This window comes from Veillonella rogosae JCM 15642, from assembly GCF_002959775.1.
Taxonomy (GTDB): domain Bacteria; phylum Bacillota; class Negativicutes; order Veillonellales; family Veillonellaceae; genus Veillonella; species Veillonella rogosae.
Genome location: NZ_PPCX01000011.1, coordinates 16020 through 39067, shown reverse-complemented (window position 1 = coordinate 39067; position 23048 = coordinate 16020). Strand labels below are relative to the sequence as shown.

The window sequence follows — 23048 nt, the reverse complement described above, 5'->3', positions numbered from 1 at the left end:
AAAGGATGCAACATGGCACAATTAGTAAAAGCTGCACAAGCTGGCTTCGACGAAAAAAATGATGCATTAGTAACGGTTGAACCGATTGCTAGCGGTATCGAAATCGAATTAACATCCAAAGTTATCCGTCAATACGGCGACCAAATTAAATCCGTTGTTTTGAACACAGTAAAAGAAGCTGGTTTTGATGGCGTGAAAGTAATCGTACAAGATAAAAATGCTTGGGATTACACAATTAAAGCTCGCGTATTAGGCGCATTGGAAAGGGGGAGCAAAGCATAATGGCTAACGATAAAACATTCCCAGAAGTTAAAACAAATCCATTAACAGAGGCTGCTAAAAAACGCTTGTCTCGTTCCATGATGTTCGTACCTGGTAATACACCTAAAATGATTAACAGTGCTGACATTCACGGTGCTGACTCCATCATGATCGACATCGAAGATTCTGTTGCTGTAACAGAAAAAGACACTGCTCGTCTTTTAACTGCAGAAGCTTTGAAATCCCGTAAGTTCCGCGGTGAAACAGTTGTTCGTATCAACCATCCTACACAAACTCCTTATGGTTATGATGATCTTGATGTAATCGTTCCTGCCAAACCTGATTTGATTCGTTTACCTAAAACTGAGGACGTTTCCGAAGTTGAAATCGTAGCGAAGAAAATTGAAGAAGTAGAAAAAGCTAACGGTTGGGAAGAAGGTACCATCAACATTATCGTAGCTATCGAATCCGTTCGTGGCTTGTACAATGTTCGTGAAATCTGCCATGGCCCTCGCGTAGTTGCTATCGCTCTTGGCGCTGAAGACTATCGTGCTGACCTTCGCACTGGTAAAAGCAAACCAGCTGTTGAATTGTTGTTCGCTCGTCAAACAATCCTTCATGCAGCACGCGAAGCAGGTATCCGCGTAATTGATACTGTATTCTCCGACGTGAAAGATCCTCAAGGTTTCCACGAAGAAGTTGAATTCATTAAAGCTTTGGGGTACGATGGCAAATCTTGTATCCACCCAAGCCAAATTAAAATTATCCACGAAGTATTCACTCCTGACGAAAAAGAAATCGCTCATTCCGTTAAGGTATTGAACAGCTATGCAGATGCATTGCGCAACAATAAAGGCGTAATCGCTGTAGATGGCAAAATGATCGATGGTCCTATCGTAGTTCGTGCTCAACGCGTTGTTGATAAAGCACGTGCAGCAGGTATTAAAGTTGAATTAGAGGAAGGAGCAGAATACGATGTTAAATAAAGTAGGTCGCGATATCCCAACAAATATCCCAGCACTAGAAGGTCGCGAAGTATACCAAGGTGAATTCGCAATCGAACCAAAAGCTCATCGCGCAGGTAAAACTGTACACATGAGCCGTGTGGGTACTAATAAAGTTCTTGCTTCTATCGACGAAGCAATCGAAAAAGCTGGCGTAAAAGATGGTATGACATTGTCTTTCCACCATCACTTGCGCAATGGCGACTATGTAATGAAAATGGTTATGGAACGCGTTCAAGCGAAAGGTATTAAAGACATTACAATTGCGTCTTCCTCCTTATCCCCATGCCATGAGTTCTTAGTAGAAATGATTCAAGATGGTACTGTAACAGCTATCGAAACATCTGGCTTGCGCGATCGTCTTGGTAAATTCTTAACACAAAACCCAGGCGTATTGAAACGCCCTGTAATCATTCGTTCCCACGGTGGCCGTGCTCGTGCTATCGAATGTGGCGAAGTTCATATCGACGTGGCTTTCATGGGCGCTCCTACAGCTGACCCACGTGGTAATGCTACTGGTCGTACAGGCAAATCCGCATGTGGTGCACTTGGCTATGCTAAAGTTGACTCCCACTATGCAGATACAACTGTTATCATCACTGATAACTTAGTTGACTATGTACACAACTATGCAATTCCTCAAACTGACGTAGATTATGTTGTTGAGGTTGAAAGCATTGGTGATCCAGAAGGTATAGCTTCTGGTGCGGTAGGTTTCACTAAAAACCCTATCCAAATCAAAATTGCTGAATTAGCTGGTGAATTCCTTGACCAAGCTGGCATCATTAAAGACGGTTTCGTATTCCAATTGGGCGCTGGTGGTGCTCCATTGACTGTGGCGAAATTCATCGGTGAAAAACTTCGCAAACGCGGTGAAGTTGCTGGCTTTGCTATCGGTGGTGCTACTGGTATCTTGACTGGCATGCTTGAAGAAGGTTTGATTCGCGCTATTTACGATACTCAAACATTCGATACTACTGCAGCAGCATCTTTGGATAAAAACTCTGCACATATCGAAATGTCTGCTTCCATGTACGCTAACCCTTGGACAGACTGCACTACTAACTACTTAGACGTAGTATTCCTTGGTGCTACTGAAATCGACCTTGATTTCAACGTAAACGTAATGACTGACTCCAATGGCGTATTGATGGGCGCTTCTGGCGGTCACTCCGATACAGCAGCAGGTGCTAAATGCACAGTTATTACTTGCCCATTGATCCGTGGCCGCTTGCCAATGATCCGTGATAAAGTAGCTACTGTAATTACACCAGGCTCCTCCATTGACGTACTTGTTACTGAATATGGTATCGCAATCAACCCAACTCGCACTGATTTGATTGAACGCTTCAAAGATAGCAACTTGCCTATCTTCACAATTGAAGAATTACAACAATTAGCATTTGACTTAGTTGGTAAACCACAAGACATTCCTGTGTCTGACAAAGACGAAGACATCGTGGCAATCGTAGAATACCGCGATGGCTCTATCATCGACGTGGTTCGTAAACCTCTATAATTAAAATCAAAACACTCCCTATAATCTTCGGATTTGTAGGGAGTGTTTTTGCGTTATATTATATACTCGAAAATATTTGTAGTTATATATCTAAATGATTGTTATACTTATAAACCTTTGATATACTATAAGGGGGGAAGCTTTGTTTCAATTTATATTTTAATGTTAGGAGAGACTATGAGCCAAGTATTTAAACAAGATCTAACAGATAACTCTGTTCGTCCTGGCGGTTTGTTTTTCCTTGAGTTATTAATGCCGGAGCAGTGCGATATGCCTGCTCGTAATGCAATGGTTGATGTATTTACAAAGCATTTAGGCCCTGTTGATTGCTTTAGTTATGGAGCGGAATCTGCTGGTTTGGCACCTCAAAATTATAAGGTTCATTATGAGGACAATGATGCCGATATTTCACCGACCTTAATGGTGACGAATTGTGAGAAAATCGATAAACCTGTACTAGATGATTTTGAGCGTAGTCAGGTGTGGGATTGTCCAAATGTAGATGAGTTGCTAGATGAGTGCCGATATAGAGTATTTGCTACCGATATGTTAGCTTCAGGTTTAGAGCCTAAAGAACGTGCCGATATGCTCGTGAAATATGTAGATGCTCTGTTGGAGTTATATCCATCTTGCAAGGCTGTTGTCTTTGGTCCATCTCGTAAGTTTTTAAGTCGTGAAACCATTGAAAATCATCCAGATAAAAATGTGACTCGTTTTATTTATTATGCCGTAAATGTGCGTTACTTTAGCATTCAAGGCACAGATGATATGATGGTTGATACGTTAGGTATGAGCACCTTATTCTACCCTGATTTGCAGTACCATTTTCATGGTATGAATCCCGATGATATTGTAAATCATGCGTATAGTGTGTTGTACTATATTTTTGAGCACGATAATCCTATTGATGACGGGCAAACGATTGCAGGCTTAGAAAATGGAGATCTGAATCCAGATATTAAATGGAAGGTTCAGTATGAGGATTCCTTGATTCAACCTGTTCGTACTGTTATAGATATTAATTTGGGCGAATATGCATCGGGCACTCGCTAGTTGGTAATTGATGAAAGGTGTGAGCATTATGAATGATCAACGTGTTTTTGACATGGAACTTGTGAAAGTTGAAAGTCTAGAGAAAGCTGTTAGGACTCCATTTTATCAAACTGATTCCACAGGTGGTTCAGTATGGGTTATTAAACCTGGTCAAACCTTACCAAAGCATTACCATCATAACTCTGATGATATATGGGTTATATTGCAAGGCAAGGGGGTATTTTATCCAACGCCTGATACGGAGGTGCCTTTTACAAAGGGGCAAGTTATAGTATCTAAAAAGGGTGAATGTCATGGCGCAAAAAATACTGGAACAGAAGATGTTATCTTTGTAAGTATCGTTGCTCCTGTACCTGCTGATTATGATCCTGTTAGTACAAATTAATATGAAAGCACTTTATAGTATTTTGTTATCTTGTAATAGAGACAGCATTATACTATAAAGTGCTTTTTTATTTTATACAGTCACTCTTTGTGAATATACCTTTTCTATTTTCAGATGCTATCATTTTGATTTCGCTATTCCTATTTGTTATTTCTATATTCTATATAATTCCATTGACAGAGGACTTTTGTTTTCTTAAGATAATAAGGTATGTAATATCTTAAGTAGTAGAAAGGAATTATATGAACTCATCTACACCAGAGCCTCAAAGTGGGGCCATCGATTTTAAGGACTTTACGACGCGGCGTATGCTCCATGTAGTCCTGCCATTATTTATTGTTTCTATTATTGCCTTTTTGGACCGTGTAAATATTGCCTATGCTGGCTTAACGATGAAAGAAAACTTGCCTTGGCTGACACCAGAGGTCTTTGGCATGGGCGCAGGTATTTTCTTTATTGGCTATGTTCTCTTTGAGGTGCCTGCATCTTTGATCGCTGCACGTTGCAATGCTATGCTTTGGATTGCACGCATTATGTTTAGTTGGGGCATAGTGTGTGTCCTAATGACGACCATGACTACTGTATGGGAGTTTTACTTATATCGATTCCTACTAGGTTTATGTGAAGCGTCATTGTATCCCGTAGTATATTCCTTGTTGATTCCTAACTGGTTCTTACCAAAGGAGCGAGCAAAGGCCATTTCCTTGATGCTTACGTCTTTGTTATTCTCTAATATCATTGGTGGTCCGTTAGCTGGTATATTACTTGATACAACATTCTTTGGCTTACATGGGTGGCGCACACTCTTCATTGTAGAGGCATTACCTGCTGTAATCTTTGCTTTCATTTTTGCATTCTGGATGAAAGAAAAACCAGAACAAGCTTCTTGGGTAAGTGATGCAGAGAAAGCTTACATGAAAGAAGAATTAGCTAAAGAGGAAGCTAAAAAACAAGAGGTTAAGAAATATACAACTTGGCAAGCCTTAAGAGATCCTAAAGTATTACTTTTATCTTTAATTTACTTCTTATGGATTATTGGCTTCTGGGGCTTTAGCTTCTGGATGCCTCAAGTACTTAAAAGTTTATCTGGCTGGCCACCAAGTGTGGTAGCTTGGTCTATTGCTATCCCAATGACGGCTGCATTACTTGTGCAAGTATACTGTGGTCACTCCTCAGAGAAGCGCAATGAAAAACGTTGGCATATTGCTACTACCTTGTTTATTGGCACCTTTGGTTTTATTGCTACACCACACAGTCCATCTCCAGAAATTAGCTTGTTATTCATCTGTTTAACGGCTGTTGGTGTTTACGGTGGTATGGGTGTATGGTGGACCATGCCGACTACGTTCTTATCTGGTGCAGCCGCAGCAGGTGCAATGGGGCTTATTAATTCTTCCGGTAACGTAGGTGGCTGGGTAGGTCCTTATATGCTTGGTTTTATCAATGGTCATACGGGTAGCTTTGCAATAGGCTATTACGTAATGGGTGCATGCATGTTCCTTGCAGGTCTATTGATTTTAACACTTCCAAAATCTATGGAACACAAAGAGGACTAAGTAGCCCTGAATCAAATTTAAAAAGAGCTATATCTTTAATACTCTCGCATAATAGCGGTTATATAGAGATATAGCTCTTTTCCTTTAGTAATAATGTTGTTTTATGTATAATAAGAATAATAGAATCTACAGGATAAAATTAAGAGAGGATAATATGTATAGAAAGTTATTTTTAGCAGCCGTATTAACAATTTTTACACTAGGCGCATCTGTAAATGCTATATCATTATATGACCCGACTGGTGAAGGGCGAGCTGCCTTTGAGCGATTGGCTGTACATAATCGTGACATTGTTGAAGTTTCAGGTCCTTATGATTCTTGGGAAACGGCAGTTAAGAATATAGGGCGAGCAAAATTTATTTATAATCAAAATCAAATTGATACACTTAAGGCGTTGCAAAATAAACTGAAGCCAATACTTGGTGATTACTATGTATCTGCTTATTATGTTGATTCATCAATTTATACATATGAGAATGGAACAATAGAAATTAAACCAACAATTAATGATGCCGGTAAAACTCAATATTTTGTTGAATATAAAGCGCAGGAGCGATATATTGATTCTAACTATTGGAATCCTTTTGTGGATAAAATTGTTACTGTAGCAGATCCCATTATTTTTTATGAGAATAGATATGGCTCTGGAAACTTAATTGGTGTAACGGGATTTGGTTATGAAGAGACTACTCAGGGGTTCCCTGATAAAGGATTGGTAGCCGCAGATAAAGCATATAAGGCCGCTGAAGATGCTTTAGTTAGTAGAGTGTTGGAATTGGGCTGGGTAAACAAAGCTCGTGAAGCAGAACTACGTGATTATCTAAATACTAATGACGGGGTTCATAAAGGCTATGGCTTAGAAGCTATGGGATTTGGCGTTATGGCCCAGAAAAATCTTTATCTTTATATAGATGATGAAGGTAATTTCCATCATAGGCATTATTCTGTGGTACGAGAGCAGGAAAAAGCATATGATAAATCTTTTGCATTATATGATTATTATCGGCTAGATAGAAAAATAAAAGATGTTACAATTTTTAATTAATGTAATAGAACGTAAGTTAAATAAATTTCAGTGTTTGTGTAACAAAATTATTCTGTTATTGAATATAGATAAATAAAATCATAAACTAAAAATGCCAGATACAGTATTATTACTCATTTGAGTCTAATCGTTGTATCTGGCATTTTTTATTTTTTTACATCAGGCACTTTCCCAGGGTTCATATCGAGGTTTAAGTCTGTCGATTTGAATTGGTGTGGATTGGCCTCTGGTGGTTGTACTTTGAGTTCTGGGTGTAACCATTGTAGTTGTTTTAGCTCCCAGTCGTACTTAGCACCATCGTTTTGGAGTTGGCGAATACTTTTAAAGACTTCGTCTAATTGATCGCCATGTTTATTAGCCATCCCTTCTAGGATGTATAGGCGACCTGCTACGCTATTAGTGGTGGAGCCATCGTGGTCTTCATCGACGCGCCATTGTAATTCTGAAATTTGTATTTGCTGGAAGATTATAACAATAACCAGCACAATAATCACGCCCCACATAGGAGCTTCTTTAGCTTTCAAAAGGGCCCGCAATTTAGCTGCGAGCCCAGATGTTTTATTCATTATTGACGATCCTCGAGTTGTAATCCAGGTAATGGTAATTTGGAATTTACAAAGTCTAACCACAAGCGAGAAGCGTGGGAGAGGTAATGACCTTTTTTCCAAATAACATAGAGGGTATGAATGATTTCAGGCACTAGTGGTCTTACGACAACCTTGGAACCAACCTCAGTATTTTCACCTACCTCAGGGCAGAGGCGAGATGGTAACAATGCGATGGCAAGGTCTGCACTAACCGTTTGTAACATAAGATCACGTTGACTTGTTTCAAACACGATATGCGGTTGGAAACCGGTGTGCTTACAAGCTTTGATGATTTCGTCATGTAAGTTGAAGTCATCTTTGTGTAATACAAAGGATTCATCAGCTAACATTTCTAAACGAATTTCTTTTTCCTTTGCTAGAGGGCTAGATTTTGGAATGATAACGGAAAGTGGGTCACTAGTAAGGTAGAAGGACTCAAATTCTTTAGGGTTTGGTTTAGTACAGATGATACCAATATCAATTAAACCTTCTTGAACGCTGATTTCAACCTTTTTAGAACCTTGTTCATATAGCTCTAATTCAATTTGCGGATATACTTTTTTGAACTCCCCTAATAATTGGGCAAAGATTGGTGCATCTGTAATTGGTGGAATACCAATTCGGATGGAACCTTGCTCCAAACGAAATTCATTTTCAAAATCAGTTTTTAGATGTTCAAACATAAACACAACGCGTTTAGCGTGGGTTAAGAAGATGGTACCCCCATCAGTAAGTTCTACAGATTTAGCATTACGCATGAAGAGAACAACACCAAGTTCGTCTTCTAAAGCTTTGATAGTACGGCTGATAGCAGATTGGGAGATGTGTAAATTCCTCGCAGCCTTACTGAAGCTTTTTTGATCAGCTACTTCAACGAAGTATTTCAAATGATGAAAATCCATAATTAACCCCCTAAAAATAAAACTTGGTTATAGGAAGTGACCTAACTAAATGAGAATAGTTATTACTAGAATGCAACTAGCTATTACTTTATGTAAAGCATGAATAGCAATATTGGCAAAGCGACAGTCACTGTATGTGTTGCGTTGATAGGGCCCAGCACGTTATAATTAGCTTATAGGGCTATATCAAGTTATGATATTAGGAATTATGGTTGTGCCCATTACAAAAAAGTATGTTCACACATAATGCCGTATTATATATAACATATATATTATTGCATTATTTTTTCATGTACGCAAGTTTGTAATGGTTGTTATTCCTAAACATAATGATAGATTAAGCAAGTGTTCTATTTTTGCTAAACGCTTAAGGAGGCAATAATCACATGAGTCGTAAATTTAAAACTATGGACGGCAACCAAGCGGCTGCTCACGTTTCTTATGGTTTTACAGAAGTTGCTGCGATTTACCCAATCACTCCATCTTCCCCAATGCCAGAACACATTGACGAATGGTCTGCTGCTGGTCGTAAAAACATCTTCGGCAACACTGTTCAAGTTGTAGAAATGCAATCTGAAGCAGGCGCTGCTGCTGCATTCCACGGTTCCTTACAAGCTGGCGCATTAACAACAACTTTCACATCTTCCCAAGGTTTGTTATTGATGCTTCCTAATTTATACAAAGTAGCAGGTGAATTACTTCCAGGTGTATTCCAAGTAGCTGCTCGTGCATTGGCTGCACATGCTTTGTCTATCTTTGGTGATCATCAAGACGTTATGGCTGCTCGTGCATCCGGTTGCGCTATGCTAGCTGAATCCTCCGTACAAGAAGTAATGGACTTGTCCGCGGTAGCTCATTTGACAGCTATTAAAACTCGCGTACCTTTCATCAACTTCTTCGACGGTTTCCGTACATCCCACGAAATTCAAAAAATCGAAATCTGGGACTATGAAGATTTGAAACCATTAGTAGACATGGACGCTGTTAAAGCTTTCCGTAAAAACGCTTTGAACCCAGATGCTCCTGTAACTCGTGGTACTGCAGAAAACCCTGACGTATACTTCCAACATCGTGAAGCATCCAACAAATTCTACTTGGAACTTCCAGACGTTGTAGAACATTACATGAACGAAGTTAACAAATTGGCTGGTACTAACTACCAATTGTTCAACTACCATGGTGCTCCTGATGCAACTGACGTAGTCGTTACTATGGGTTCTTCCGCTCAAGTAGTACAATCCACTGTTGATTACCTCAACAAATTGGGTCGTAAAGTAGGTTTCATCAACGTTCACTTGTTCCGTCCATTCGCAACAGATCGTTTGTTGAAAGCTCTTCCTCAAACTGTAGAACGCATTGCAGTTCTTGACCGTACTAAAGAACCAGGCGCTTTGGCTGAACCATTGTTCTTGGATGTACAAGCAGCTGTAGTTGACGGCGGCCGTAATGTAAAAGTTATCGCTGGTCGTTATGGTTTGAGCTCCAAAGACGTTATCCCTGCAGACATCGTTTCTGTATTTGATAACTTAGCTGCTGAAAATGGCAAGAAATTCTTCACATTGGGTATCAATGACGATGTTACATTCTTGTCCTTAGATCGTGCTGAAGGCGTAGAAGTAGAAACTCCTGGTTTGACTGAATGTAAATTCTGGGGCTTCGGTTCTGACGGTACTGTAGGTGCGAATAAATCCGCTATCAAAATCATCGGTGACCACACTGACATGTATGCTCAAGCATACTTCGACTACGACTCCAAAAAATCTGGTGGCGTAACAATGTCTCACCTTCGTTTTGGTAAAAACCCAATCAACTTACCTTACTTGGTAACTGAACCTCAATTCGTAGCATGTCACCGTCAATCTTACGTACATGAATACGACTTGATCCGCGGCATCAAAAAAGGTGGTACATTCTTATTGAACTGTACTTGGTCTCCTGAAGAATTGGACGAACATTTACCTGCTAAATTACGTCGTCAAATCGCAGAAAAAGAATTGAACTTCTACATCATCAATGCTGCGAAAATCGCTTCCGAAATCGGTTTGGGCGGTCGTATCAACATGGTAACTCAAGCTGCGTTCTTCAAATTGACTGAAATCATCCCTGTTGAAGATGCTGTTAAATACCTTAAAGAATCCGTAGTAACTTCTTACGGTAAAAAAGGTCAAAATATCGTTGACATGAACAATGCTGCTATCGATCAAGGCGTTGGCGCTTTGGTAAAAGTAGATGTTCCTGCTGACTGGAAAAACGCTGTTGATGAAGGCAACCACACAGTAAAACCTGGTTGTGAGTCTTGTCCATCCTACGTTCAAAACATTGCACAACCAATCAATGCTCAAGCTGGTTACGATCTTCCTGTATCCACATTCGCTGGTTACGAAGACGGTACATTACCTGCTGGTACTGCTAAATTCGAAAAACGCGGTCCTGCATTGTTCGTTCCAAAATGGTTACCAGAAAACTGTATCCAATGTAACCAATGTTCCTTCGTATGTCCACATGCTACAATTCGTCCAATCTTGGCAACTGAAGCAGAAGTGGCTGCGGCTCCAGAACATTTCGATACAATCCCTGCTATGGGCGCTAAAGATCTTCAATTCCGTATCGCAGTATCCCCATTAGACTGCTTGGGCTGCGGTAACTGTGTTGATATCTGTCCATCTCCAAAAGGCAAAGCTATCGTAATGACTTCCATCGACACTGAAATTGAACAAGCTGAAGCTTGGAATTACGGTGTTAACCTTCCTGTAAAAGAAAACCCTATGAAGAAAGAGACTCTTAAAGGTTCTCAATTCGAACAACCATTGTTCGAGTTCTCCGGTGCTTGCGCAGGTTGTGGTGAAACTCCTTACGCTAAATTGTTAACTCAATTATTCGGCGACCGCATGATGATTGCCAATGCAACTGGTTGTTCCTCCATCTGGGGTGCTTCCATGCCTGCATCTCCATACACAACTAACCAACAAGGTCAAGGTCCTTCCTGGGCTAACTCCTTGTTCGAGGACAATGCTGAGTATGGTTATGGTATGTACATCGGCGTTAAGAAAGTTCGTCAACAATTAGCAGAAGTGGCTGCGAAAGCTGCTGAAACTGCTACTGGCGAATTGAAAGAAGCTTTAGAACAATGGCTTGAATTCGCTAACCTTGGTGCGGCTACTCGTCAACGTTCCGAACGTTTAGTAGCAGCTATCGAAGCTGAAGGTGCTACAACTCCTGAGTTGAAAGAACTTCTTGAGAAAAAACAATTCTTGATCAAACGTTCCCACTGGATCTTCGGTGGTGACGGCTGGGCATACGATATCGGTTTCGGTGGTGTTGACCATGTATTAGCTTCTGGCGAAGACATCAACATCTTCGTATTCGATACTGAAGTATACTCCAACACTGGTGGTCAAGCTTCCAAATCCACTAACGTAGCAGCAGTTGCTCAATTCGCAGCTTCTGGTAAACGTACTAAGAAAAAAGACCTTGGCATGATGGCTATGTCTTATGGTTATGTATACGTAGCACAAGTAGCTATGGGCGCAGACAAAAACCAATTGATGAAAGCTGTTACAGAAGCTGAAGCATATCCAGGTCCATCCTTGATCATCGCTTACAGCCCATGTATCAACCATGGTATTAAAGCTGGTATGGGTAAAGCTCAAGAAGAACAACGTAAAGCAGTTGCAGCTGGTTACTGGGATCTTTACAGATACAACCCTCAACTTAAAGAAGAAGGTAAAAATCCATTCTCCTTGGATTCCAAAGAACCAACTGAAAGCTTCCAAGACTTCCTTAAAGGTGAAGTACGTTACGCTTCCTTGGCTAAAGCAGCTCCAGACGTTGCAGAAGAATTGTTCGCTAAAACTGAACAAGACGCTAAAGAACGTCGCTTAAGCTATGTTCGCTTACAAAAAGGTTTTGAAGACGTAAAATAATTCGTTATTTAACGACTGATAACTATATGAGGCACCCTTTCGAGGGTGCCTCTTTTTGTTGTATTATTTAAGTATCAACTGCTTAAAACATAGGTAATATATTTGGAATTTGGTATAATGATAAGTAGCTATGCATAATGCTAGCAATACATAATGTTAGTAATACATATTTGAATAATTCTAATATTAAATATAGAGGTATATATGGCTAAGGATAATACACAGATGGTAAATGAAGAAATGCAACAAACGATATATAAAGAGTTAGGCTATAAATCCTATCCATTTCCTTTTACTACACCTGCCTATTTAGAGGCATATGGTACACTTGTGGGTCTTAAGCCACCAACGGCTAAAACGGCGCGTGTCCTTGAATTAGGTGCTACCTATGGTGGTAATATCATTTCCCAAGCAGCTCACAATCCTGAAGCGACCTTTGTAGGGATTGAACTTTCACAAGACCAAGTAGAGAAGGGGAATAAAATTATCGGGGATGCAAAACTTGATAATGTATCTTTAGTACAAGGGGATATCTTGAATTTTGATGAATCAATGGGAACCTTTGACTATATTATTGCGCATGGTTTCTACTCTTGGATCAGCGATGAAATGAAGGATAAATTGCTTGATATTATTTCCAATCATTTAGCTGATAATGGTATTGCTTACGTATCTTATAATACCTATCCAGGCTGGCATACCATGGAAGAGGTTCGTCAGCTCATGTTATTTGCTAATCGTGGCCATGATGAATCTACGCATAAGGAAAAGGTATTGCGTGGTAAGACTGTGGGTAGCTTGGTAGGTGCCCAAATCCTTAACTACGATAATCTTAAAGAACGTAATAGTAAATTCCTCGGTGCCTTGCGCTCTGTTATGCAAAAGGACGACTATTATGTAGGTCATGACCATTTAGAACCTCATAATGATCCATGTTATCTCTATCAATTTAACGACCATCTTAAGGCTAATAATCTCGCTTATGTAGGTGATGCAGATCTTACATTGTCTATGGTTCGTACTTATGATGAAAGCATTGCAGACAAACTTGAGCAACTAGCGCCTAACAGCCAAGCAGATCAAGAGCAATATTTAGATTTTATGCTTGATACCACATTCCGTAAGTCTATTATTTGTAAAGCAAGTGCTGCGAAAGATATCAGTTATGCTGTGTCGAATCCTGCTGAAGTAAATACAATTCCTGTGCGTACTGCCATAAATAACTTTACCTTCCAAATTCTATTTGATGAAGAGGCTTTGGAAATGTTTGAAAACACCTTAGTAAAAGATACGTTTCAAGCTCTAATCAAGGATGGTGGCACCTTTAACATGATTGAAGCATTAGCTATATTAAAAGCGGCTCATGAGGCGGCTAATGCATCTGATGATGAATTGGAACCTGCTGTATGCAGCTTATATAAAGCTGTAGTAGAACATATGGTACGCGGTGGTATTCGTTTCTATAAAACATTCCCAGAAAAGCAAGAGTACATGGAAGGTCTATCCTATGTACCGGCACGATTTACAAACTTAGTGAAAGCCATAGCTGATGGTGGTGGTGAGTATATTTACGGTGGGAATTCATTTAATGATGCTATTGGAGATATTTCTGAAGAAGATTTAATGTTCATGGAGTTGTTGAATAAACCAAAATCTAAGTCTACTTTAACTAAAAAAATTAAAGATACCATTTTTAGTGCCGATAAATCGCAAACTAGTAAGCACCAAAATGCCATGGCAGAAGCCTTTTATAATGAGTTGACAAAGCGCATGGGAGATCTAGGTTTCCTTAGAAATAAGAAAACAGATGGTATTTCTTAAAAGGGACTAACAATATATTAGAATTCTGAGCTTTTAAAGAAATTTTTGTTCATATTAATTTCATGGTGAAAATCAAAACCCGTTACACTTATAACATTTATATGTAAAAAGTGTTAACGGGTTTTGTTTTATATAATTAAATTTAGAATTATTTAATAATTATTACATTTAGTTATTTAATCTTGCCAAAAAAGTATAGTAAATCGATAAAATTAATGAGAAATAAATGAACCATATATGAAAAGTATGGTATACTATGTATGGGTATTTTTGTGAACATCATCCGGTGTGTTGTGGATGATTATATAAATTGTATTAGTTGTACTAATTGTATTATTTGTAAAAGGAGTCTTTTATGGCATCTAAGAAGGCAGTTCTAGTATACATACTAGAAATCCTGAAAAGTGAAACAGATGCTAATCATACTTTATCTCAAGAGGAGATCCGCAGTATATTAGCTGAGCGGTACGAGGTGTCCGTGGATCGGAAGACCTTAGGCCGTCATTTAAATGATTTATATGAATCTGGTGATTTTGGTATTCAATGTGAAGAGTCTGCCGTGGGAGCAGATGGCACTATTCGCCGTACCGATTTCTACATGATTCATACTTTTGAAGATTCGGAATTGCGATTATTGATTGATGGTGTGTTGGCTTCTCGCCATATTACAGCATCCCAACGTAAGGATTTAATTAGTCGTGTAGCTAAACTGGGCAGTTCTCATTTCAAGCCACATGGTATTGATATTGAAAGTGCTACAGGTTACCTTCATAGGAGCCAGGACTTATTCCTTAACATTGATCTCATAGAAGAAGCGATACAAAAGGGGAGAAAAATTTCGTTGGCCTATTGCCAACCTGACGTGGATAAGCGTTTACATATCAATCTTGGTCCAGACAACAAGGAACGGAAATATGTATTTAATCCATTCCAACTAGTAATGAATCGGGGACATTATTACCTTGTTGGAAACCACGAAAATTATGACGACATGTCTACATTGCGCGTCGATCGTATTGCACATATTACGGTGCTAAGCGAACGGAGAAAACCTTTACGGGAGATAAAGGGATACCAACAGCAACGCACCTTTAATGTGTCTCAATACGTAAAAGAGCATATTTATATGTTCGGTGGTGAATCCGTTACCGTAAGCTTTAAAGCAAAACGTTCTATCGTAAATCAAATCTTAGATTGGTTCGATGGTAATGTGGAATTTAGTGATGTAACACCTGATGATGTGGTATGTCGTGTACGTGTAAATCATCACGCTTTTAAATATTGGGCGCTCCAATATATGCAAAGTGTAAAAGTACTTTCACCAGCATCCTTGGTGACTGAAGTGAAGGAAGCTATAAAAGAAGGCTTACAACAATATTCATAATAAAAGAGCTAGTTGATCGTTGAATCAACTAGCTCTATTTTTATGTGTTCTGTTTTATAGGACGTGCATTTTCTCTGCTTCTTTATAGTCCTTAAGAACTGGACGAGGCGGTAATTTATCCATGATACTTACCACGTAAATCGCGATGGAAGAGAAGAGGAATCCTGGCACGATTTCGTATAGACCAAGGAATTCAAATTGTTTCCAAATTAGTACTGTTAAACCACCAACTACGATACCAGCGATACAGCCATGACGTGTCATGCGTTTCCAGAACAAGGAGAACAAGATGGCTGGACCAAAGGCAGCACCAAAGCCTGCCCATGCATAGGCAACCATTGTTAAGATGTAGCTATCTGGATCCATTGCCATATAGATGGCAATCAATGCTACGATAAGTACTACGATACGGCTTACTAGTACAAGCTCCTTATCGCCTGCTTTAGGATGAATGATATTTGCATAGAAGTCATTAGCAATAGCGGAAGCTGTTACTAACAATTGTGCAGAGGCAGTACTCATGATAGCTGCGAGTACTGCAGACCAGATGAGACCTGCTACAAATGGTGTAAAGAGACGTTCTGTCATGATGAGGAACACTGTTTCCGCATCAGTACCTACCAGTTTATCAGGTAACATGTATACGTGACCGATGAGGCCTACCGCGATAGCTGCCATAAGGGATAAGATAACCCATACCATGGCGATATTCGTAGATTTTTTTAACTCTTTAGCATCGGAGATGGCCATGAATCTTACGAGAATATGGGGTTGACCAAAGTAACCTAGACCCCAACCGAGAGCGGAGATTAAGCCGATAGCCCAAGTGAACCAATCGGATGGATTACCAAATAAGTTAAGACCTTGAGGAAACTCCTGTTGGATGAGTTGGAATGTTTCTACAGGGCCGCCCATGAACATGGCTGCTGTAATCGGCACTGCTAAGATGGCAAAGAACATCAATGCCCCTTGAATACAGTCCGTCCAAGATACAGCGAGGAAACCACCGAGGAAGGTGTAAAATACGACGATGCCTGCGGTGATGAAGAGGGATACGGTGTAATCAAGACCAAAGATGGTATTGAATAACTTGCCCCCTGCCACAAAGCCCGATGATGTATAAATCAAGAAGAAAATCAAGATAAATAGGGCGGAGATAACGGCTACCGAATGAGATTGATCGTGGAAACGATTTTTCAAATAGTCCGGTAAAGTTAAACTGTCACTAGCTACCTCAGTATGGTTACGCAAGCGTCTAGAAACGAATTTCCAGTTTGCCCAAGTACCTAACGTAAGGCCTACGGCAATCCATACTCCTGAAATCCCCGTTGTATACGCGAGGCCTGGAACACCCATAAGCATCCAACCACTCATATCAGAGGCCTCCGCGCTAAGCGCTGTAATCCATGGGCCTAGTTGTCGGCCACCGAGGATGTAATCACCGATGCTGTTCGATTTGCGATAGTAGTAGATCCCGATATACATCATGAGTCCCAGGTATAAGGCAAAGGCGATAATAATCATTAAGTTGTCTTGTGTCATGACTATATAAAACCTCCTTAGGTTAAATTTTAGATTAAATTTTAGGTTAAATTTTCATTCTATAGTATTATCAATAATTCTTATTGTATCATATATTAGCACTTTAGAGTGTAAAAATTTTGTGAGATTGTATTGATTTCTATACGAATTTTAAGCATATACTTTCATCTTGGGCATTAGACGGTTAATCTATAAATCGTATATACTAATAAACCGAAAATACTCGAAATATGATAAAATAATAGAATGGAAAAATGACACGTGAAAGGAGGTACCCATGGACCAACAGGGGACAAGAAAACAAGAATATCTAAAACAACCAGTTGTGACAAAACAACAAGCACTACGCATGTTAGAAACTTACTTTGGGTACACCTCCTTTAGACCGGCTCAAGAGGCTCCTATTGCCTCCTTATTACGCAATGAAGATGTAATCGGCATTATGCCGACGGGGGCTGGTAAGTCTATCTGTTTTCAGATACCTGCGCTCTGCAAGGCGGGGCTTACTATCGTATTTTCACCACTGATTTCTCTTATGAAAGACCAAGTAGATGGTCTATTAGTACAGAATATACCAGCGGCACTCATCAATAGTACGCTTACGCAAGCGGAGTTTAATAAAACGATGTACGAAGTGCGTAGCGGTAAGATCAAACTCTTATATATTGCGCCGGAGCGACTTGGTTCTAATTTCTTCTGTAATGTATTACGAGCGTTGCCTATTGCTCAAGTCATTGTGGACGAGGCCCATTGTATCTCCGAGTGGGGCCATGACTTTAGACCGTCCTATCGCCTCATCGGTGAGTGGCTCAACTCACTGCCTAAAAGACCTATTGTAGGGGCTTTCACAGCGACGGCTACGAAATATGTAGAAAATGATATTAAGAAATTATTAGGATTAGATAAGGCTAATGTGTATGTAACGGGCTTTGATCGGCCTAATTTATCCTTCTCTGTCATCCGTACACCAAAGCGCATGGATTATGTGGTTCACTATGTGCGCCAACATGATAACGAAAATGGTATTATCTATTGTGCGACGCGTAAGGATGTAGATCGAGTATATGAAAATCTAACCCGTGCAGGCATTAAGGCGGGCCATTATCATGGGGGGCTCAGCGATGAGGTGCGCCGTGAGATGCAAAACGCCTATGCAGATGATAAACTGCAGGTCATGGTGGCTACCAATGCCTTTGGTATGGGCATCGACAAGAGTAATGTGCGCTATGTATTGCATTACCAAATGCCGCGCAACATGGAGTCTTACTATCAAGAGGCGGGCCGTGCAGGTCGCGATGGGGCTCCTGCAGAATGTATCTTGCTCTACAGCGGGCAGGATGTACAGGTTCATAAGTATTTGATTGAACAGTCCATCGAGACGCCTGAGCGACAAGAGGTGGAGCTCCGCAAGTTACAGTCTATGATTGACTACTGTTTCTGTAGTAATTGTTTACGTAAATATATGCTTAACTATTTTGGTGAAAGCACCGTTTGGACTACTTGCGATAATTGTAGTTCCTGTAAAGGCTCCGGTGATAAGGTCAATGTTACAAAAGAGGCGAAGGCTATCTTCCGTGCTATTATGGGCACTGATGAACGCTATGGTGCCTCTATGATTACCTCTATCGTGCGCGGTGAGCGAACTGACCGTATTATGCGAGCTGGCCACGATGCACTCCCTGTATTTGGTTTACTAAGTAATGTAGACGAGAAATCTATTAAAGGGCTCATCCAACAATTTGTAGCTTCTGGTTATTTGCGTAGTTCTTCAGGTAAGTATCCTGTGCTATCCTTGACGGCTGGCGCTGAGGAGGTCCTCGGTGGGCATAAAGAGGTGGAGGAAATTAGGCAACATGTGTCTGTACCATCTCGAACTGGTCGGTCTACGTCTACTACATCACGAGGAAAATCTAATTCTGGGTCGGGTGGTTTATTTGAACATTTACGACAACATCGTAAGCGCTTAGCTGAAGAGGCAGGGCTTCGACCATATCTTATCTTCCCTGATACAGTACTTATTGACCTAGCCAATTTACGACCCACTACATTAGGTGAGTTTGGCAATGTTAAGGGTGTAGGGGAAGCAAAGCTGAAAAAATATGGCCTCAGTTTTTTACAGGCCGTTGCAGAATATAAGGGATAATTAATTTTACTGTATATATGGTAGTACTATGTATTTTTTAGTATGATAGTACTATATATTGTAAGATATAGGTTAGTATGATTCGACGTATTATACATAGATTTAGGGGGACATATGAGTCTAGCAGATACACAATACCTCGGTATTATTGAAAATATTTTAGAACATGGCACGTATGGTCAAAACCGTACCGGTGTTGCGACCTATAAATTGCCACATCAAATTATGCAATTTGACCTGCAAGAGGAATTTCCAATTTTGACTACAAAATTTGTGGCTTTCAAAACGGCGGTAAAAGAATTGTTATGGATTTGGCAAATGCAATCTAACGATGTACGCAAATTACAAGAAATGAACGTGCGCGTATGGGATGAGTGGATGCGTGAAGATGGTACCATTGGTAAGGCTTATGGTTACCAAATTGCAAAGTACAAACAACTTGATAATCTCATCAAGACTATTAAGGAAGATCCTGATAGCCGTCGTATGATTGTCACTTTATGGAATATTGAAGATTTAGATGATATGGCATTGCAACCATGTGCGTATGAAACATTATGGGATGTAGCTGATGGACACTTGAACTGCATGCTCATCCAACGCAGTGGCGATATGGGCCTTGGCGTTCCATTCAATACCGCTCAATATGCAGCATTACAATGCATGATTGCCCAAGTAACAGGTCTTAAACCTGGTAAATTTACTCATGTTATCAACAATGCTCATGTCTATGAAAATCATGTAGAAGCATTGCGCGAGCAACTAGCACGTCGCGATCAAGCGTTGTCAGCTCCAAAAATTATTGTGAATCCTGACGTAAAAGACTTCTATGACTTCACACCTGAGGATGTTACATTAGATGGGTATGAACATCTAGGTAAATTGTCCATGACTGTTGCTGTATAGAACTGAGTTCATGTCCATAGCTAAATGAAATTATATTTATGACTGTTGCCATATAGTATTAACTGAAAGAGGCCAGTATGTTAGCATTAATCGTAGCCGTAGCACATAATCGTGTGATCGGTAAAGATAATACCTTGATTTGGCACTTGCCGAATGATTTGAAATTCTTTAAAGAGAAAACTACAGGTCATGTCATCATTATGGGACGTAAGACCTTTGAAAGTTTGCCGTTCCTGTTGCCAAATCGTGAGCACTGGGTGATTACTCGTGATAAGGGCTTTGATGCGCCAGAAGGGGTTAAGATATTCCATAGTCCTGAGGCGGCTGCAGAAGCTGCACGTGCTCTTGATGCGGCCTATGTCATCGGTGGTGCTCAAGTATACGAGGCTTTCTTGCCTTACGTGGATACGATGTACATTACAGAAGTAGACCATGAATTTGAAGGGGATGCATTTTTCCCAGAGTTCCCAGAGGAGGCTTTCACCATTGAATCCGTAGTAGACGGCACGGTGGATGAAAAGAACAAATATCCTCATCGTTTTGTAACCTATCGCAGAAAGGCATCTAAATGAGTGAAAGAATGTTTGCCATTATTGGCAGTGAATTAAATGTTAAGCCAAAGCAGGTGCAAGCTGCCGTAGAATTATTGGACGAAGGCAATACGGTGCCATTTATTGCGCGTTACCGTAAAGAGGTAACGGGCGAATTGCAAGATGAGCAATTGCGTACCATTGAAGAACGCATTAAATACTTGCGCAACTTGGAAACACGTCGCCAAGAAATCATTGCATCTATTACAGAGCAAGAAAAGATGACCGACGAGTTGATGAAATCCTTAGAAGCCGCCACAAAGCTTCAAGAGTTAGAGGATCTCTATTTACCGTACCGACCTAAGAAACGTACCCGTGCCATGATTGCCCGTGAACGAGGCTTGGAGCCGTTGGCGGAAATGATCCTTAACGATACGGTTACCGCTGGTGATCCCCTAGAGATTGCCAAAGAATTTGTAACAGAAGAGGTGCCCACACCAGAGGACGCTATTCAAGGTGCCTCAGATATCGTAGCGGAAATTGTTAGCGATAGTGCTGACTTCCGTGCTTACTTGCGTAAAAAGATGTGGAACGAAGGCTTTATTCAAGCTGAGTTGACTGGTGATGAAGAGGTACAACAACAGTTCTTGCAATACGCAGAATATGCCGAGCCTGTTCGTCAAATGCCGTCTCACCGTATCTTGGCGGTTAATCGCGGTGAAAAATTAGGGGCTTTAAAATTAGCCCTTACAGTACCAGGTGATACCTATGTTGCGTACATGGTGCAAAAGTTAGAGAAAAATCTGAAATCCATATTCGCAGACTATAAAGCGGCTGCAGTAGCCGATGCGTACAAACGTCTAATTTTCCCTGCTCTAGAGCGTGATATACGCAATGAGTTGACGGAAAATGCGGATGAGCAAGCTATCAAGGTATTCGGTGTAAACCTTAAGAACTTATTATTGCAGCCACCTTTGGCAGGCCACGTTATCATGGGCCTTGATCCTGGTTACCGTACAGGTTGTAAGATGGCTATTATCGACCAACAAGGTAATGTGCTAGATTACGGTGCCTACTATTTAACTAATAGTGAAAAGCTTCGCAAAGAAGCGCAAAAGGTATTGGCTGATAAAATCCGTAAGTTCAAAGTTACTCTCTTATCTATTGGTAATGGTACTGCATCTTATGAAACAGAGCAGTTTGCTTCCACCATGATTGAAGAGGAAAAGTTAGATTGCCATTACATCATTACTAATGAAGCAGGCGCATCTGTATATTCTGCTTCTAAATTGGCTATCGATGAATTACCAGATTTAGACGTAACCATACGCGGTGCCGTATCCATTGCACGTCGTGTACAAGATCCATTGGCTGAATCCGTTAAGATTGATCCTAAATCTATTGGCGTAGGTCAATACCAACATGACGTAAACCAAAAACAATTGACTCATACCTTAGATCAAGTGGTTGAAACTGTAGTAAACCACGTTGGGGTAGAGCTCAATACTGCATCTCCTGCTATTTTGCAACATATTGCAGGCATTTCTAGTACGGTTGCTAAAAATATCGTTGCATATCGTCAAGAGAATGGTGTATTTAAAAGCCGTAAGGAATTGTTGAAAGTACCTCGCTTAGGTCCTGCGGCGTTCACGCAATGTGCGGGCTTCCTTCGCTTGCAACACGGTAAAAATCCACTAGATAATACATCTGTCCATCCTGAGTCTTATGAATTGGCAGAACGCATTATTGGTGAATTAGGTTTTACTTTGAAAGATTTGCAAGATAAAGCACAATTGGAAGCATTACAAGTGAAATTACCGCTTGTTGATGCCGGAAAAATGGCCGCAAAACTTGATGCGGGTGTACCAACCGTACGAGATATCTTAGGGGCTTTGGCAAAACCAGGTCGTGATCCTCGTGAAGATTTGCCAGCACCACTTACTAGAAAACATGTAGTAAGCCTTGAAGATATTCAAGTTGGCACTATTGTAAAAGGTACTGTTCACAACGTAGTTGACTTTGGTGCCTTCGTAGATTTTGGCTTAAAAACTAATGGTCTTTTGCATCGTAGTGAACTCTGTAACAGTCGCCAACATCCATCTGATGTGCTTGCTGTAGGCGATATCATTGAAGCTCAAATTATTTCTGTTGATGTAAAACGCAATCGTATTGGTTTATCTGTAAAAGCGTTACAACCAGAAAAGCCAAAGAATAACGATAATAACCGAAACAGAAATAACAACGGACAACGCCGAAACAACGATCGTAATAATAACCGAAACAATAACCGTAACAATGGTGGTCGACAAAACAATTAGTATCAATTGGATTATATTATTGAGAAACACTCTTGACTAAAAGTCATTGTACACAAAACCGCACTCTCTATGGATTTTGAGGGTGCGGTTTTTCTATATAACTTAAAACTATGTATAATAATGCAGAACAGATATATCAAAAATGACATACCTTATTGAAAAATTTAGA

17 protein-coding genes are annotated in these 23048 nt (G+C 40.3%); 14 read left to right on the top strand and 3 right to left on the bottom strand.

Annotated features, from left to right (window positions below; all coding sequences use genetic code 11):
• Positions 1 to 12: 12 nt before the first annotated feature.
• The 7 genes from citD (at position 13) to VRHSUH09_RS07945 (ending at position 6823) form a co-directional block, all read left to right on the top strand.
• A complete protein-coding gene (gene citD / locus VRHSUH09_RS07975) occupies positions 13 to 282 on the top strand; it encodes a citrate lyase acyl carrier protein (protein WP_009351290.1) in 270 nt (89 codons plus the stop codon).
• A complete protein-coding gene (locus tag VRHSUH09_RS07970) occupies positions 282 to 1247 on the top strand; it encodes an HpcH/HpaI aldolase/citrate lyase family protein (RefSeq protein WP_105081881.1) in 966 nt (321 codons plus the stop codon). The genes citD and VRHSUH09_RS07970 overlap by 1 nt, the downstream gene beginning before the upstream one ends.
• A complete protein-coding gene (citF, locus tag VRHSUH09_RS07965; protein WP_105081880.1) occupies positions 1237 to 2784 on the top strand; it encodes a citrate lyase subunit alpha in 1548 nt (515 codons plus the stop codon). Before VRHSUH09_RS07970 ends, citF begins: the two co-directional genes overlap by 11 nt.
• Before the next feature lie 177 nt (positions 2785 to 2961).
• On the top strand, positions 2962 to 3837 hold the full coding sequence (locus tag VRHSUH09_RS07960; RefSeq protein WP_054747946.1) for a DUF4261 domain-containing protein: 876 nt from the start codon (positions 2962 to 2964) through the stop codon (positions 3835 to 3837).
• Between the two features lie 28 nt (positions 3838 to 3865).
• A complete protein-coding gene (locus tag VRHSUH09_RS07955) occupies positions 3866 to 4222 on the top strand; it encodes a cupin domain-containing protein (RefSeq protein WP_038125713.1) in 357 nt (118 codons plus the stop codon).
• Positions 4223 to 4464: 242 nt separating this feature from the next.
• The gene (locus tag VRHSUH09_RS07950) at positions 4465 to 5778 is read left to right on the top strand and encodes an MFS transporter (RefSeq protein ID WP_105081879.1); all 1314 of its coding nucleotides are present in this window, start codon (positions 4465 to 4467) and stop codon (positions 5776 to 5778) included.
• A gap of 154 nt (positions 5779 to 5932) precedes the next feature.
• Positions 5933 to 6823, top strand: a complete 891-nt coding sequence (locus VRHSUH09_RS07945) for a hypothetical protein (protein WP_009351034.1) — start codon at positions 5933 to 5935, stop codon at positions 6821 to 6823.
• 146 nt (positions 6824 to 6969) lie between these two features.
• On the opposite strand, the gene VRHSUH09_RS07940 is transcribed toward VRHSUH09_RS07945, so the two are convergent.
• Together VRHSUH09_RS07940 and VRHSUH09_RS07935 are read right to left on the bottom strand one after the other, a co-directional pair.
• Entirely contained in the window at positions 6970 to 7389 is a 420-nt protein-coding gene (locus tag VRHSUH09_RS07940; protein ID WP_105081878.1) for a hypothetical protein, read from the bottom strand.
• A complete protein-coding gene (locus tag VRHSUH09_RS07935) occupies positions 7389 to 8312 on the bottom strand; it encodes a LysR family transcriptional regulator (RefSeq protein ID WP_009351004.1) in 924 nt (307 codons plus the stop codon). The genes VRHSUH09_RS07940 and VRHSUH09_RS07935 overlap by 1 nt, the downstream gene beginning before the upstream one ends.
• 386 nt (positions 8313 to 8698) lie before the next feature.
• Between VRHSUH09_RS07935 and nifJ the strand changes: the two genes are divergently transcribed.
• The 3 genes from nifJ to VRHSUH09_RS07920 all read left to right on the top strand — a co-directional run bounded on the left by nifJ (position 8699) and on the right by VRHSUH09_RS07920 (position 15440).
• Positions 8699 to 12235: a pyruvate:ferredoxin (flavodoxin) oxidoreductase gene (nifJ, locus tag VRHSUH09_RS07930; RefSeq protein WP_105081877.1), complete on the top strand. Its 3537-nt coding sequence runs from the start codon at positions 8699 to 8701 to the stop codon at positions 12233 to 12235.
• A gap of 204 nt (positions 12236 to 12439) precedes the next feature.
• Positions 12440 to 14056 carry a methyltransferase regulatory domain-containing protein gene (locus VRHSUH09_RS07925; RefSeq protein WP_105081876.1) on the top strand — a complete coding sequence of 539 codons (1617 nt, stop codon included), beginning with the start codon at positions 12440 to 12442 and terminating at the stop codon, positions 14054 to 14056.
• 355 nt (positions 14057 to 14411) lie between these two features.
• Positions 14412 to 15440 (top strand): helix-turn-helix transcriptional regulator, encoded by a 1029-nt coding sequence (locus VRHSUH09_RS07920; RefSeq protein WP_105081875.1) that lies wholly within the window; start codon positions 14412 to 14414, stop codon positions 15438 to 15440.
• A 54-nt stretch (positions 15441 to 15494) separates the two neighbouring features.
• Here VRHSUH09_RS07920 and putP read toward each other — a convergent pair whose 3' ends face one another.
• Positions 15495 to 16982: a sodium/proline symporter PutP gene (gene putP, locus VRHSUH09_RS07915; protein ID WP_105081874.1), complete on the bottom strand. Its 1488-nt coding sequence runs from the start codon at positions 16980 to 16982 to the stop codon at positions 15495 to 15497.
• Between the two features lie 277 nt (positions 16983 to 17259).
• Here putP and recQ point away from each other — a divergent pair, with 277 nt between their 5' ends.
• From recQ to VRHSUH09_RS07895, 4 genes are all read left to right on the top strand, one after another.
• Positions 17260 to 19125 carry a DNA helicase RecQ gene (gene recQ, locus VRHSUH09_RS07910; protein ID WP_105081873.1) on the top strand — a complete coding sequence of 622 codons (1866 nt, stop codon included), beginning with the start codon at positions 17260 to 17262 and terminating at the stop codon, positions 19123 to 19125.
• Between the two features lie 114 nt (positions 19126 to 19239).
• The gene (locus tag VRHSUH09_RS07905; RefSeq protein WP_054747952.1) at positions 19240 to 20031 is read left to right on the top strand and encodes a thymidylate synthase; all 792 of its coding nucleotides are present in this window, start codon (positions 19240 to 19242) and stop codon (positions 20029 to 20031) included.
• A gap of 77 nt (positions 20032 to 20108) precedes the next feature.
• Positions 20109 to 20603 (top strand): dihydrofolate reductase, encoded by a 495-nt coding sequence (locus VRHSUH09_RS07900; RefSeq protein ID WP_054747954.1) that lies wholly within the window; start codon positions 20109 to 20111, stop codon positions 20601 to 20603.
• Positions 20600 to 22879, top strand: a complete 2280-nt coding sequence (locus tag VRHSUH09_RS07895) for a Tex family protein (RefSeq protein ID WP_245876014.1) — start codon at positions 20600 to 20602, stop codon at positions 22877 to 22879. The genes VRHSUH09_RS07900 and VRHSUH09_RS07895 overlap by 4 nt, the downstream gene beginning before the upstream one ends.
• The last annotated feature ends 169 nt before the right edge of the window (positions 22880 to 23048 follow it).

What these genes read in the sequence shown, in the direction of transcription:
- putP (WP_105081874.1), bottom strand. Translation starts at nt 16,982, where the DNA reads ATGACACAAGACAACTTAATGATTATTATCGCCTTTGCCTTATACCTG.
- VRHSUH09_RS07920 (WP_105081875.1), top strand. Translation starts at nt 14,412, where the DNA reads ATGGCATCTAAGAAGGCAGTTCTAGTATACATACTAGAAATCCTGAAA.
- VRHSUH09_RS07900 (WP_054747954.1), top strand. Translation starts at nt 20,109, where the DNA reads ATGTTAGCATTAATCGTAGCCGTAGCACATAATCGTGTGATCGGTAAA.
- VRHSUH09_RS07905 (WP_054747952.1), top strand. Translation starts at nt 19,240, where the DNA reads ATGAGTCTAGCAGATACACAATACCTCGGTATTATTGAAAATATTTTA.
- VRHSUH09_RS07970 (WP_105081881.1), top strand. Translation starts at nt 282, where the DNA reads ATGGCTAACGATAAAACATTCCCAGAAGTTAAAACAAATCCATTAACA.
- citF (WP_105081880.1), top strand. Translation starts at nt 1,237, where the DNA reads ATGTTAAATAAAGTAGGTCGCGATATCCCAACAAATATCCCAGCACTA.
- nifJ (WP_105081877.1), top strand. Translation starts at nt 8,699, where the DNA reads ATGAGTCGTAAATTTAAAACTATGGACGGCAACCAAGCGGCTGCTCAC.
- citD (WP_009351290.1), top strand. Translation starts at nt 13, where the DNA reads ATGGCACAATTAGTAAAAGCTGCACAAGCTGGCTTCGACGAAAAAAAT.
- VRHSUH09_RS07940 (WP_105081878.1), bottom strand. Translation starts at nt 7,389, where the DNA reads ATGAATAAAACATCTGGGCTCGCAGCTAAATTGCGGGCCCTTTTGAAA.
- VRHSUH09_RS07935 (WP_009351004.1), bottom strand. Translation starts at nt 8,312, where the DNA reads ATGGATTTTCATCATTTGAAATACTTCGTTGAAGTAGCTGATCAAAAA.
- VRHSUH09_RS07955 (WP_038125713.1), top strand. Translation starts at nt 3,866, where the DNA reads ATGAATGATCAACGTGTTTTTGACATGGAACTTGTGAAAGTTGAAAGT.
- recQ (WP_105081873.1), top strand. Translation starts at nt 17,260, where the DNA reads ATGGACCAACAGGGGACAAGAAAACAAGAATATCTAAAACAACCAGTT.
- VRHSUH09_RS07895 (WP_245876014.1), top strand. Translation starts at nt 20,600, where the DNA reads ATGAGTGAAAGAATGTTTGCCATTATTGGCAGTGAATTAAATGTTAAG.
- VRHSUH09_RS07925 (WP_105081876.1), top strand. Translation starts at nt 12,440, where the DNA reads ATGGCTAAGGATAATACACAGATGGTAAATGAAGAAATGCAACAAACG.
- VRHSUH09_RS07945 (WP_009351034.1), top strand. Translation starts at nt 5,933, where the DNA reads ATGTATAGAAAGTTATTTTTAGCAGCCGTATTAACAATTTTTACACTA.
- VRHSUH09_RS07960 (WP_054747946.1), top strand. Translation starts at nt 2,962, where the DNA reads ATGAGCCAAGTATTTAAACAAGATCTAACAGATAACTCTGTTCGTCCT.
- VRHSUH09_RS07950 (WP_105081879.1), top strand. Translation starts at nt 4,465, where the DNA reads ATGAACTCATCTACACCAGAGCCTCAAAGTGGGGCCATCGATTTTAAG.